General features: G+C 32.8%; 10 protein-coding genes. All 10 read right to left on the reverse strand.

Features of this window, described 5'->3' with window-relative positions; translation table 11 throughout:
• Positions 1–28: 28 nt before the first annotated feature.
• The 10 genes from glpX (CCE28_RS16120) to CCE28_RS16165 all read right to left on the reverse strand — a co-directional run bounded on the left by glpX (CCE28_RS16120) (position 29) and on the right by CCE28_RS16165 (position 14,158).
• Positions 29–1,003 carry a class II fructose-bisphosphatase gene (glpX, locus tag CCE28_RS16120; protein ID WP_095134761.1) on the reverse strand — a complete coding sequence of 325 codons (975 nt, stop codon included), beginning with the start codon at positions 1,001–1,003 and terminating at the stop codon, positions 29–31.
• 97 nt (positions 1,004–1,100) lie between these two features.
• Positions 1,101–2,096, reverse strand: a complete 996-nt coding sequence (glpX, locus tag CCE28_RS16125; RefSeq protein ID WP_095134762.1) for a class II fructose-bisphosphatase — start codon at positions 2,094–2,096, stop codon at positions 1,101–1,103.
• 133 nt (positions 2,097–2,229) lie between these two features.
• Entirely contained in the window at positions 2,230–2,868 is a 639-nt protein-coding gene (gene fsa, locus CCE28_RS16130) for a fructose-6-phosphate aldolase (RefSeq protein ID WP_095134763.1), read from the reverse strand.
• A 153-nt stretch (positions 2,869–3,021) separates the two neighbouring features.
• On the reverse strand, positions 3,022–3,837 hold the full coding sequence (kce, locus tag CCE28_RS16135) for a 3-keto-5-aminohexanoate cleavage enzyme (RefSeq protein WP_095134764.1): 816 nt from the start codon (positions 3,835–3,837) through the stop codon (positions 3,022–3,024).
• A 23-nt stretch (positions 3,838–3,860) separates the two neighbouring features.
• Positions 3,861–4,250: a 3-aminobutyryl-CoA ammonia lyase gene (kal, locus tag CCE28_RS16140; RefSeq protein WP_095134765.1), complete on the reverse strand. Its 390-nt coding sequence runs from the start codon at positions 4,248–4,250 to the stop codon at positions 3,861–3,863.
• Positions 4,251–4,588: 338 nt separating this feature from the next.
• Positions 4,589–5,071 (reverse strand): MarR family transcriptional regulator, encoded by a 483-nt coding sequence (locus CCE28_RS16145; RefSeq protein ID WP_095134766.1) that lies wholly within the window; start codon positions 5,069–5,071, stop codon positions 4,589–4,591.
• Between the two features lie 158 nt (positions 5,072–5,229).
• Positions 5,230–7,125, reverse strand: coding sequence for an S-layer homology domain-containing protein (locus CCE28_RS16150; RefSeq protein ID WP_176461876.1), 1,896 nt, complete (start codon positions 7,123–7,125; stop codon positions 5,230–5,232).
• A 223-nt stretch (positions 7,126–7,348) separates the two neighbouring features.
• Positions 7,349–8,839, reverse strand: coding sequence for a stalk domain-containing protein (locus tag CCE28_RS16155; RefSeq protein WP_095134768.1), 1,491 nt, complete (start codon positions 8,837–8,839; stop codon positions 7,349–7,351).
• Between the two features lie 230 nt (positions 8,840–9,069).
• Positions 9,070–11,460: a copper amine oxidase N-terminal domain-containing protein gene (locus tag CCE28_RS16160; RefSeq protein ID WP_095134769.1), complete on the reverse strand. Its 2,391-nt coding sequence runs from the start codon at positions 11,458–11,460 to the stop codon at positions 9,070–9,072.
• 412 nt (positions 11,461–11,872) lie between these two features.
• Positions 11,873–14,158: a copper amine oxidase N-terminal domain-containing protein gene (locus CCE28_RS16165; RefSeq protein WP_176461877.1), complete on the reverse strand. Its 2,286-nt coding sequence runs from the start codon at positions 14,156–14,158 to the stop codon at positions 11,873–11,875.
• Positions 14,159–14,623: the final 465 nt, after the last annotated feature.

Here is a 14,623-nt window from a genome sequence, read left to right on the forward strand (position 1 = left end):
CTCAAACCTTAACTTTTATATCCTATATCTATTCATTTTTTGTATAGCATGGTTTTTTATCTAATCTGTGTATACTCTCTATAAATCTTACAGTTCCTGTCTCTGCTCTCATTACTACAGAGTGAGTTTTTGCTGTATTGTTACTACCATAAGTTATGCCTCTTAACAATTCCCCATCAGATATGCCCGTAGCTGCAAAGTACACTTGATTACCCTTTACCAAGTCTTCCATGTACATAACTTTATCAACCTCTACATTCATACTTTTACATCTTACTATTTCTTCTTCTTCATAGGCAACAAGTTTTCCTTGAAATTCGCCTCCAAGACATTTTAGAGCAGCAGCTGCTATTACCCCTTCTGGTGCTCCTCCTATTCCCAACATAATGTCTACACCAGTCTCTTCGAAACATGTAGCTATGGCTGCAGCCACATCCCCTTCCTGAAATAATTTGATCCTAACACCTAATTCTCTACACTCTTTAATTATACCTTCATGTCTTTCTCTATCCAACATGGAGACAGTTAAATCTTCAATATTCTTATTTAAAGCTTTTGCTACGTTTATTATATTATATTTTACTGATTCATTTAAATCAATAGCTCCTTTTGCTTTTGGCCCTACTGCTATTTTATCCATATACATATCTGGTGCATTAAGTAGATGCCCCCTCGGTGCTATTGCCACTACAGATACGGCATTTGGAAGACCTTTAGCCACACAGCTAGTTCCATCTACCGGATCTACTGCTATATCCACTTCAAGACTGTTTTCATTCTGCTTTCCTATTCTTTCTCCTATATATAACATGGGAGCTTCATCCATCTCCCCTTCTCCTATTACTACTACTCCATTAATATTTAATGTATCTAACATGGCTCTCATGCCATCTACAGCAGCTTGGTCTGCTATATTTTTATCTCCACGTCCAAGATACTTTGCTGACTCTAATGACGCAGCCTCTGTTACTCTCGCTAAGTTTAATGCCAAATTTCTATCCATTTTTAGTTCCCCCTGTTTATTGATTAGTTGTTAAAAAAGGCTAGAATACTAAAATAAAACTTGTTTATTTTATAACATTCTAACCTATATATTCTAATTATTTATGTTTATTTAAAACATCTATTAATATTTCATTTTTATCTAATTTATGTTGTGCATCTACAAATCTTATAGTACCTGTACTTCCTCTCATTACTACAGATTGAGTAGTTGCCCTATTGTCTTCTAAATATCTTACACCTTGCAGGAATTCTCCATCAGATACTCCAGTAGCTGCAAAAAATACGTCATCACTACTTACTAAATCATCAAGACCAAGTACAGTCTTTCTCTTTTCTTCAGTCCAACCTAGTTCTTCGCATCTTTCAAATCCTTCTTCATATATAGGTGCAATTATTCCTTGCATATCTCCACCTAAACATTTTATGGCAGCAGCAGCAAGTACCCCTTCTGGAGCTCCACCGGTTCCCATGAATATGTCTATTCCTGTGTCTTCAAAGCATGTGGCTATGGCAGCAGATACATCACCATCACTAAATAATTTTATTCTACAACCAAGACGTCTTGCTTCTTTTATAATATCTTCATGTCTTTCCCTATCTTGTATAATCATAGTTAGGTCTCTAATATTCTTTTTACAAGCATCAGCTACTCTTATTAAATTATTTTCAACTGTATCTTTTATATCTATACAGCCCTTAGCTTTAGGTCCTACTGCAATTTTTTTCATATATGTATCAGGTGCATGAAGTAATGTTCCCTTAGGTCCCATGGCCATTACGGCTATAGCATTAGGTAATCCTTTAGCTATAAGATTAGTTCCCTCAAGAGGGTCTACAGCTATATCTACTTCTGGGTCATCCACATTATACATACCTATTTTTTCGCCGATGTATAGCATTGGTGCTTCATCTAATTCACCTTCACCAATTACCACTTCACCTCTTATTTTAATAGTAGCAAAAGTTTGTCTCATACCATCTACAGCCGCTTGATCTGCTGCTATCTTGTCTCCTCGACCCATATATCTACCACAAGCTAGGGCGGCCGTTTCTGTAACTCTCACTAATTCTAATGCTAAATTTCTATCCATTTGTTACCCTCCCGATTTCTTCGTTTAAATAAATCAGTTATATTATAGCATATTTAAGTTTTTTTGTATGTGTTATTTCAAACTTTACTTTATGTTCTTTATTTTATAGTTCGGAAATCAGGAGTTGAATAGGTTACTTAACTCCTGCATCCTTTTTAAATCTCTCAATTCCCTTATCAGTCATTGGGTGATGTAACATCTTCTCAAGAACGTTATATGGTACAGTAGATATATGTGCTCCTCTCATTGCACAATCTGTTACATGCATAGTGTGACGAATACTAGCAGCTATAATCTCTGTGTTGATTCCATGCATGTCAAATATTTCTACTATCTCTTCTATTATATTAAGACCAGAATTACCTAAATCATCCATTCTTCCCACAAAAGGGCTCACATATGTGGCACCAGCCTTTGCAGCAAGTAGGGCTTGATTTGCAGAAAATACTAATGTAACGTTAGTATTTATCCCTTTCTTGCTTAATATACTAACGGCCTTTAACCCTTCCTTAGTCATAGGAATTTTTATAACAATATTTTTATGTATTTTAGCTAATACCTCTGCTTCTTCCACCATCTGTTCACTCATATCGCCCATTACTTCTGCACTTATGGGTCCATCTACTATAGATACAATTTCTTCTACCACATCAGATAGGCTTCTTCCCTCTTTAGCTATAAGACTAGGGTTGGTAGTTACTCCACAGATAACACCCCAAGATGCTACCTCTTTTATTTCCTCTATATTAGCTGTATCAATGAATAATTTCACAGAAATTCCTCCTTTTTCACATTATTATTTACTATTTTACCCTATTATATAATAGCATATATTTTCAGATAATTTAATAGTATTAGGATAAATGATTACGAGTCATTTACAATAACAAAAGACTCCGAATAACATTATTCAGAGTCTTTATAATTACTTCTTTAGTCCTAATATTTCTCTTGCTTCGTCTGGAGTAGCTACTGGTCTACCTAATTCGTTAGCTAGTCTAACTACCCTTTCTACTAATTGTGCATTAGATTTAGCAAGTTCACCTTTTTTGTAATATACATTGTCTTCAAATCCTACTCTTACGTGTCCTCCTAAAAGGATTCCCATAGTAGACATTGTAAGTTGAGTTCTTCCAATTCCTGCTACCGTCCAAGTAGAATCAGCTGGTATACATCTTACCATATGCATTAAATCTTCTGGAGTTCCTGGACAAGCTCCAGGGATACCTAATACAAAGTCAAAGTGAATAGGAGTCTTTAATAACCCTTTTTTAGCTAGTCTTAAAGCATTATCAATCATTCCTCTTTCGAATACTTCGATTTCTGGCTTTACTCCATTTTCCAGCATTTTAGCTGCAAACTTTTCCATGTACTCTTCAGAGTTCATAAATACATCTGGTCCAAAGTTACAAGTTCCAGCACTTAATGTAGCCATTTCAGGCTTTAAGTCTACTGGTTGTAATCTTTCGTCTGCACTATGCCATACAGCTCCTCCTGTAGATGGTTGAACTATAATGTTACATTTAGCTTCAATCTTTTCTTTGATTTCCTTATACACTTCAAAATCTTGAGTAGGATTTCCATCCTTATCTCTAGCATGAACGTGTACAATACTTGCTCCTGCCTTATAGCATTCATATGCCGCTTCTGCTATTTCATCTGGAGTTATAGGAAGGTTAGGTTGTTGTTCTTTAGTAACTTCCGCTCCAACCATAGCTGCTGTTATAATTAATTTTTCCATAAGATGTTCCTCCTCATCTAAAATTACTTATTAGTTCTTTGCTTATCCTTAGGTGTTACACAAGTTCCGATAGCTTCACATACAATAACTGGCTCTTCTAATACGTCACAAGCTGAGTCATTAATGTCTGGTCTTGGTACAATTACCTTTCTAGCAACAAACTTCATTTTTCTAGATGAGTTTCCTAATTTAATTATTTCCCCTTCAGCTTCAATGTAGTCTCCAGCGAATACAGGTGCCTTAAATTCTACTTTTTCGTATCCAGCAAATAAACCTTCATCTCCGTCTTGTCTGATTAAAAGCTCAGTTGCCACGTCTCCGAATAATTGAAGCATTCTAGCTCCATCTACTAAATTTCCACCATAGTGTGCATCGTGACTGCTCATTCTCATTCTAATTAACGCTTTTTCCATTTTAAATTCCTCCTATATTACCCGAGGAATTAAATCATAACATATGCCCAGATTTATTATATCACAGGTTTTTGAATAATTCTAAGATTATTTATAGATATATAAACAACATTTAAATTTAAAATATGTAGACCTACTTAGGGCTCAATACATTTAATTTTTAATCTACATTAAAAAATTTGTTTTAGAGTTAAGGGTTCAGTATTAAGAGTTTTATTCCTAACCCCTTAACCAGATTAATATTAAATTGAATATTTATAAAGTAGTTATTTATGAAACATAAGTATATTTACCATAAGTATATTTACCATTCCCCTGTAAATATACACTATATATAACTAAATATTTTCATTTAAAACTACTGTTCTTTCTTGAATTAATTTCATTAAAGAAAATAATTGTTCCGTTTCCTCATCATAATCATCCATGAATGTTTTAATCCAAATGGAATACTTTTCTACTAGGTCCTCTACAAACTTTCTTCCATTAGTAGTAAGTACAGCCCTTATCTTTCTTCTATCCTGAAGGTCTCTTACCCTTTCTACTAATCCATCCTTTTCTAATCTGTCTATAAGACCTGTCATATTAGCCTTGGTTACTACCATTTTTTCACCTATTTCAGAAAGCATCATTCCCTCTTCAGGCCCTTTGCTAAGAATAACTAATACATTAAATTTTGTATTAGTAGTGCCATACTTTTCAAAAAAATTACTATGAACGTATTCTAGCATGTCTGTAGTTTTCTTTATTTCTAATACAACTTTAGTAGATCTCAATTGGGCCCACTTATAATGTTCTAACAATTTTTGTAATTTTTCCATAAACTCACCTCGCAATTATTTATTATATATAAATTCTGATCATATTTAAAGTAGTTCTCGTTTATAGTATTAGTACATACATAATATAATCTTTACTATGTAATTTAAGTCACTTTTCTTCGCTGTATTAAAAAATAGGGGCAAGAAGCCCCTAGCCTTTAATTACTACCTAATATTAGTATTTTCTGTGCTATAAATAAATCGTCATCATAATATCCATCTATAAACACATTGTCATCTTCATCTACTGTACTTATACGACTACTCTTATCTCCATCTTCATCTATTATTGTAGTTTCATCTGTCACAACTATGGAGATTTTATCATATTCATTTTCTTTGTCTTTATAGTACTTTACACTTAATCTATCATAGTCCTTATATACTTTAGTCACTTCTCCTGTTATGCTTTCATTTTGGTATCCTTCTTCTGCTTCTATCTCAGTTACTTCTCCATTTTCAATCTCTATTTCCACATAATAATTTAACTTTAAATCTCCAAAGTCTTTATCTTCTCTGTCTATTTCCACATCAACATTTTCTGCTACTTCATAGGTTTTTAACTCTTTATCCTTTTTTTGTATGGTTATTTTAGAAGGACTTCCTATAATTAATTCCTTAATTATGCCTTCATCATCACCATCTTCTTTAATACTAGTAGCCTCTATATCTTCTATCTTATTTTTGTAAATTTCAACAGTTACTATATCACCTTTTTTAAGTTCATCTAAATCAGCATCGTCGTCATCTCTTTCAATATCTGCGTCATCATCTATTTCGTATTCTAAGATATCTCCCGTATTTATTTTAAATTTAAGAACTGGATATTCCTTAAATTGAACTTCAGATACTAATATACCATCCATTTCTACTTTCTTACCAGAACCTATAAGATCTATTTTTTCTATTTTACTTCCCTTATATTCTATATATACATATTCATTTTCTTTTATTTTTCCTACAGATACTTTATTGTTTCCTATATAAATATCCGTATCTTCATAAATTTTAAATTCCTTTTTAATTACTAAATTATTTCTATCTCTAGTTACTAATTTATAATAGGCCCCCTCATCTTCAATGGACTCTACTTTTCCTTCATATTCTATAAGCCCATTTACAACTTCTATCTTTTTAAGAGTACTACCTTCAAATTCTAAAGTTACTTCATCTTCTGATTTTAAATCATCTAAATCAATTTCTTTACCATTTTTATATATTTTAGCCTTTTTAGTATCATATACTTGTTCAGTACCCTTGTCATTTGATACCACAACTCTATCTATATCTTCTGCCACATATATGACTTTCTTGATATCTTTCTCTTCTTCTTTTACTTCTTCCTTATCTGTATTTTCTTCATTATCAGTAGAAGTATTATTACTTGTATCCTTTATCATAACGTCATATGTATTTGAACACATGGTAGCCATTACAGCTCTAGTAACATTTGAGTTAGGATTAAATTTATTTTGACTATCTCCCTTAACAATACCTTCACGAACTAATAAGTCCACATAAGGTACTGCTGCAGACTTAATAGTTTCTGCATCTACAAAATTATATATTTTAGTTGGAAAGGCTTGTGTTTTCTTGTTTAAAGCCTTACCAATAAATATGGCTATATCCTGTTTTTTAGCTGGTACTTGCTGTCCACTTTTAGTGAATGCTAGTAAATCACCATTCATAAGTATTCCCTTTTTAAGACTATATCCTACAGCTTCATGAGCCCATGTAGGTATACCTGAGCTACTTAAAAGGGCTTTTGTATCTGATATATTTACAGATTTATCCAAGTGGTTAGTTTCTCTTAAAAGATTATATATCATTTGTATTGATTCTACATAGGTTACATTGTCTTCTGGTCTAAACTTTATTTTTAAAGTAGCGTTATCTACCTCACCTTTTATTATATTCTTTGATGCCATATTGGCTATGTAAGGTTTAGCCCAATGGCCATCTGGTACATCTGAAAATTTAATTTCTGCAAATCCTGTCATCATGCTCATACACAGTATAAACACTCCTATAAGAATTCCAATTGTTTTTTTCACTATCTGCTCCTCCTTTTTACCTACTTGTTTTTCGCCCATACTTTTAACATATATATATTCGATATGTATTTACAAAATCCTTTTAATTTTGAGTAGTTATTGTATTTTTTCTTTATATTCTACAACATCGTGACTTTATAACTATAGAATACTGTTATATAAGTTATAATCTAGTGTATAAATATAAAATGACAAGGGTTTTATCCCTTGCCATTCTTATCTATTATTGTATCCATGGTTTTAGATATACATCTACTGTTTTATTATATGTTCTTACAGTTTCATTTAATGCATTTTTAGTGTTCTCCAATTGGAATTCTGCTTTTTTCACATCTAGTGGTATAGCTAATCCTAATGCCTCATTTAGTTGAGCTAAATCATAATCATCTTTAGCTTTCTCATATGCAATAGTATCACTTTCATATTTGTCTTCTAATGTTTTTATGCTAGTATTTAGTTTTCTTAAGGATTCTTCATACTTTTCCTTCGTATCTCTTAAATCTATTTTTGAAGTCTGCACATCAATTTTAGTGGCTTCATAGTTTTTACCTACATTAAATACAAACAATTTTACTCCAAGTTCACCTAACTCAATTTGTTGTTCTAATGCCCAAATATCAGGGCTACTCTCGATGGCTTTTATAATATGTGTTTCCACATTCATTTCATAAGTATCTAACTCTTTCATAACTACATTTTTATCTAATTCATATCTTTCTTCTGGATTTAATCCTACAAGATAGTTTAATGCCTCATAGGCAGTCTGCTCATTTTTCTTTGCCATTTCATAAGTCTTTTGTGCTTCTTTATAATTTCTCTCAGCCTTATTCTTTTCATATTCACTTGCCATACCATTTTCAAATTTTATTATAGTTTGATCCATAGTATCTTTAGATACATCTAGGCTTACTTTAGATAATTCCTTATCTTCCATTGTCTTTAGTAAATCATAGTATAATCCTTTTAATTGGTATTGAATTTTTTCCTTTGTGGTATCTAAATCTCTTTCAGCCTTAGCCTTTGCAAATTCTTGACTTCTAAAATTGGTATATGCTTGATTTTTTGCTGTGTTTGTTCCTCCGCCTTCCTGAAGAGCATCATCAGCAGGATTTTTAGGTACACTTTTCACATCATCCCTGGCATCATCTACTAATTCTTCAGCCTTTTCTATACTTAAATCTGCCTTATCTAAAGTTTTACTATTATCATAAGCTTTTTCTAATAACATATTATAATCATAATCATATGTTATAACTACCTCTTCTTTTTCAGCTTGAAATACTAGACTTCCATCCTTGTACTCGTACTCTGCTCCCACTTGGTCTGCTATGTATTTGATAGGGAACATTGGAATTAAGTCTTTATATTCTGGAGCCACGTCCATAATAATTTTACCTTCATTAGTGCTCATGGTAGTATTACCCATGGTCATTTGAATTATTTTATTTCCACTGTATATGGTTAAAGTATCTGAGTATTTATCCCAATTTACATCTTCAGTTTTAAGATTTAATGCTTCCCCTAGGTATTCTACTGGTACCATCATTCTTCCGTTTTTATTATATATTTCTTGAGAAATATTTTTAGATTCCTCACCTACCTGATAAAACAAACTTCCCGGTGTAAATTTAATCTCCACACTCTCTGCAAATACAGGTATTATGGACGTTGCTGCCATAAGTAGGGCCAGTGCCATATATTTTATTTTCTTCATATATATTCATCTCCTTGATTTTACCTAGTTTTGTATGTATAAATTATAGCATAGGAGTCTATGTAAATGTCTTAACTTTTTATTAAGAAAACATTAAAAAAGGTTATTCGTTAATCGTTATTCGTTAGTGGTCTCACAGTAAACGAATAACCAATAACAAACAACCTCTCTTTAATAAAAAAGAGATTGAGGGAACCCTCAATCTCTTTATATTTAAGCTATGCTTTCAATTACTTAATTGTAACTGTCTTAGTAGCTCCATCCCAACCGATTTCAGCGCCTAATGCTTTACCGATGAATGAAACTGGTAACATAGTTCTTCCAGACTTGATTTCTGCTGCAGTATCCATCTTAATTGGAGTTCCGTTTACTAATAATACGTCACTGTCAATTACTACCTTAGCAATTCTGTCACCCTTCATGATTGTAACAGATCTTTCTTCTCCGTTCCAGATTACGTTAGAAGTTGGTACTCCTACTGCTTCTGCAACATACTTAAGTGATAACATAGTTCTTCCATCTTTGATGTATGGAGCAACATCTGCAACCTTAACTTCTTCTCCTACCATGTACTCAGTAGATCCGATTACGAACTTAGCTTCATCAGCAGCCATAACGTCATCATCTGCTGGAGTGATTACGTTAGCAACTTCTAAAGTAACATACTCATCATTTGAGAAGAATCCATACTCATCTAAAGCGTCAGACTTCTTGTCAACACCATCTAAGATTTCTGGTCTATCTTCTTCTTCTTTGATGTATCCATTTCTAACTATAGCATCACCTTTAACTTCTACTTCAATAGAACCTTCAGCGATAGCTCTATCTGCAGTAACTTCAGCGTCAGTAATTTCGATTACAGAAGCTTCATCACTTTCTTCATCAACTGTGATAGTTAAGATATTGTCATCAACATCGATATCATCTTCGTTGATTTCTAAATCACCTTTAACAACCTTAACTTCTGGTTCTCCATCCCACTCGATATCGTCATCTAATTCTACGATGATTTTTCCTTCTTTAATCATTTCTTCTGCAGTTTCAGAAATAGTAATCTTTCCTAATTCTTGCTTTCTAACTCCAGCCTTTAATTTAGCAATTTCTGCTTCAACTTTAACTGGCTGTAAAGCTTTACCTAATAATACTTTAAATTCTTCTTTATCTAAAGCTCTTCCAGTAACTTCAGCTTCGATGTCTCCAGTTTTTCCAGCTTCTACAGATACATAGAAAGTTAACTCTACAGATCTATCATCATCGTCACTGCTTAAAGCAAATTCGAATTCGTTGTTATCTACTGAAGCATCTTTTACGTAAGATTCAGAGTCTCCTTCAATCTTAACGTCCATGATCTTAACCCACTCAGGTAATTTAACAGTTACTTCTTTATCTGCATCCCAAGTTCCTTCAACGTCTTCTTCGATGATTAATTTTACTAATTCATGATCTTCAGAATCGTTGCTTACGCTTGTTCCTTCTAAAGAATTATCTTTACTTACTTCTTCATAGAATCCGTTGTAGATTTCAGTTGGATCATCGTCAGCCTCAACTGTCATAGCCCACTCTGAATAAGTTCCCATTTCTAACTTAGTAGTGTCTATTTCATCTACGTTAGATCTTACTGTTACATAAACTTTTCCTTCATCAGCATCGTTAGTAGCTTTAGCTTTGAATCCGTTAAACTCTAAAGTTCCAACACCTTTGCTGTAGCTTTCTAAAGTAATGTGCTTATAATCATCACCAGCTTCATCAGCATCAAAGAAAATCTTTAATGATTCGTCATCTAACTTAGCATTTTCAGAAGTAATATCTATAGTTGAACTTAAGAAATCTCCAGATAATGTACCATAGTATTTAACGTCATCCTCTTCCTTTAATGTAGTGAAAGTGAAGTCTTTAGTTAATTCTAATTCGATGTATTCTACATCTTCAACTTCTAAAGAACCTTCTGCAGTTTCTTCGATTTCGATAGTCTCAATATCTCCAACATTAGAGAAATCGTTAGTGTCATCGATAGTTATTGTAGTATCTCCAGAACCACCATTAGCAAAAGTTACATCTGACTCAGTTAAAGAATTGCTCTTAGAATCTACATTTACAACAGCAGCTCCGTCACCTTGTAATTCAGTATACATAGGAACTCTTACTTCAACTTCATCTCCAACATTTTTAACTTGAATTTCTAACTTAGTATCAGATTTCTTATCAACGTCTACTAGTGTTCCTGTTCCACCATCAAATTCTATTGCAGAGTAGTCTCCATTTAATTCAGTAGCGTCGTCTATTAAAGCTATTATTCCAGCTTCATTTCCAGCTTTTAATACATCTACTAAGTCAAGTTCTGCTGTATAAACTTTAGTAGTAACACTTTTATCTTTATAGTATTCAACTTCTACATCACCTAACCACTCAGCATTATCAAGCTTTAAGATGATAGTTTCTCCCTCAGAATCCCAGTCATTTCCATCATTTTCGATTTTTAATACTGGTGGGTTTTTGTGTAATTCAGCGTCGTCCTTAACGTCAACTGTCTTAGTTACATTATTTGCTGAACTAGCAAATGCAGCTACTGGTGTTAATGCTAACATAGCAGCCATTGCTAACAATGCGGCTCTTTTCTTCATTTTAAATTTCCTCCTTTAAAATACCTTCTTAAATTTTTTCAATAGGTAAAAATATGTACCTATTATATTCAACAACATAGTTGTTAAAAAAATCAATTTAATTGAATTCATTACCAATTATATTAATTTATGTCATATTAGTCAATAAATTTAAGTTTTTGTAATAATCATGTAATATTAGGGAACATTATCCTTGTAAATCATTCCCTTGTAATCTATATACAGTATAACCATTATATTACTGGAATACAATTACAGTTATGTTACAAATTATAACAAGTATGTAATAAAACGGTTAGATATTGAGGGTTTAGGGTTTTACGATTAACGATGGACTGATAACCTTTTTTCTATAAATAAAAAAAGAGATTGAGGAAATCCTCAATCTCTTCATATTTTAATCTATATTCAATTACTTAATTGTAACTGTTCTAGTAGCTCCATCCCACTCAACTTCAGCACCTAATGCTTTAGCTACGAATGATACTGGAAGCATTGTTCTTCCGTCTTTGATTTCAGCAACAGTATCCATGATTATTGGAGTTCCGTTTACCATCATCTTGTTGCTTCCGATTTGTACTTGAGCAATTCTATCTCCTTTGAAGATAGTAACTGTTCTAGTAGAACCGTCCCACATAATGTTGTTATCTTCAACTCCCATAGCTTCTGCTACGTATCTTAATGATAACATAGTTCTTCCATCTTTAATGTATGGAGCAACATCTGCAACTTTTACTTCTTCTCCTACTACGTACTCACCATTTCCGATTACGAACTTAGCAGGCTCTGCTGCTGTAGTGTTATCGTCAGCTGGAGTAATTACGTTAGCAACTTCTATTGTAGCATACTCATCGTTAGAGTAGTATCCATAGTAGTCGATTGCATCAGACTTATCATCTGTTAACATAGCAGCATCATCTTTGTCGAATCCATTTCTGATTATAGCGTCACCTTTAACTTCTACTTCGATTCCACCTTCTGAGATAGATCTGTCTACTTTTACTTTAGCGTCAGTAATTTCGATTACAGAAGCTTCGTCACTTTCTTCAGTAACTGTAATAGTTAAGATGTTGTCCTCAATTTCAATATCATCTTCATCGATTTCAATATCTCCCTTAGTTACTTCGATAGTAGGCTCTTCATCCCACTCTAAATCATCATCTAATTCTACAACGATTTGTCCTTCTTTAATCATTCCATCAGTAGCTTCAGTAATAGTAATCTTACCAACTTCTTGTTCTCTTACTCCAGCCTTTAACTTAGCAACTTCAGCTTTAATTTCAACTGGGTTCATAGCTTTACCTAATACTACTTCAAACTCTTCTTTGTCTAATGCTCTACCAGAAACTTTAGCGTCAATATCTCCAGTTTTTCCAGCTTCTACAGATACATAGAAAGTTAATTCTACACCTTTAGTCTTAGTATCATCCCAAGTACTATCTACTGTGAACTCAAATTCGTTTCCATCGATAGATACGTCTTTTAAGTCGTCTTTAGAGTCTCCCTCGATTTCAACGTCCATGATTTTTACCCAATCAGGTAATTCTACAGTAACTTCCTTGTTTGCATCCCAAGTTCCAATTACATCTTCTTCAATATTTAACATAGTTAATTCATGTTCTTCAGCATCTGTAGATACAGAAGTTCCATCTAAAGAGTTTCCATCAGTTGCTTCTTCGTATTGACCGTTGTAGATTTCAGCTGGATCATCATCAGCTTCTACTGTCATAGAATACTCAGCAAATTTACCTACTTCTAATTTAGTAGTATCTATTTCATCTAAGTTAGATCTTAAAGTTACGTATACAGTTCCTTCGTCTGCATCGTTAGTTGGCTTTACATATAATTCAGAGATTTCTAATGTTTTAATTCCAGATTCGTCATCTGTTAATGTGATCTTATCAGTTTCATCAGAATCGTTTAAGTAGATTTTTAAAGTTTCGTCATCTAATTTAACGTTGTCTGGGTCAATGTCGAAAGATCCGAAGTCTCCAGAAATTTTTCCATAAATTCCACTATTTGTAGAGAAAGTAAAGTCTTTAGTTACTTCTAACTCTATGTACTCTAAATCTCCAACTACGATAGTTCCTTCTGCAGTTTCTTCAATTTCAATTGCTTCTATTTCTACTGTGTTAGAGAAATCTGTAGTATCTTCTATAGTGATGATAGTGTCTCCAGAAGCTCCTGTAGCAAATACAATTTCTTCTTCTGAAACAGATCCATCTTTAGAAACTATTTCTACTGTAGCTTCTCCTTCTCCATCCATTTCAACCCACATAGGAATTCTTAATTCAATATCTTCAGCAATGTTTCCTGCTTGAGTAGAAGTTGCTGTAACCTTAATCTTTGAGTCAGTTTTTCTTTCTACTACTACGTCTACACCATATACTGTAGATCCAACTGTAACCTCATCTGTAGCCGCTTTAATTTTAGCAGCTAATTCAGTTTCAAAGTTAGTAATAGTTTCATCTCCATTATCTAACCACTCAGCATTAGTTAATTTTAATTCGATAGTTTCTTCGTTATCCCAATCTCCACCATCATTTTCTATTTTTAATTCTGGTGCACTAGTAAATAAAACAGCATCGTCTTTTACATTTACTTTTTTACTCATACCATTGTCAGATCCTGCGAATGCAGCAACTGGTGTTAAAGCAAGCATTGTAGCCATTGCTAATAAGGCAACTCTTTTTTTCATTTCATTTCCTCCTTTAATATATGTAAATTCATAATTGATTAAGTTGTGTCGAATTTTGAATCTTATTGTTGTTACAAGTTGTATTATATTCCTTTTTTTCCATCCATTCAATGAATTTAACAGACTTGTAATAATGGAAAAAGAATACATGTGATACTGTATTTTACAATACTTACATCATTTTTACATTTATGGATTTTTAGTGAAATATATGGGTTTATTTTACTGACAGTTTTCGACATTTATGTATTTAATTTCATTATTTTAGGAGGTGTATGGATATTTTTTCATTATTTTTACTGGTAATATATTCAACACACTTTTTAACCTAGTTATTTCATAAAATATTACAGAAGTCTTTGTTACAATTGTGTAACAAAAGGGAGATTGAGGATAACTCCTCAATCTCCCTATGTTAACTACTTGGTTTTAATTACTTAATTGTTACTGTTCTTGTTGCTCCAT

Source organism: Anaeromicrobium sediminis, from assembly GCF_002270055.1.
GTDB lineage: Bacteria > Bacillota > Clostridia > Peptostreptococcales > Thermotaleaceae > Anaeromicrobium > Anaeromicrobium sediminis.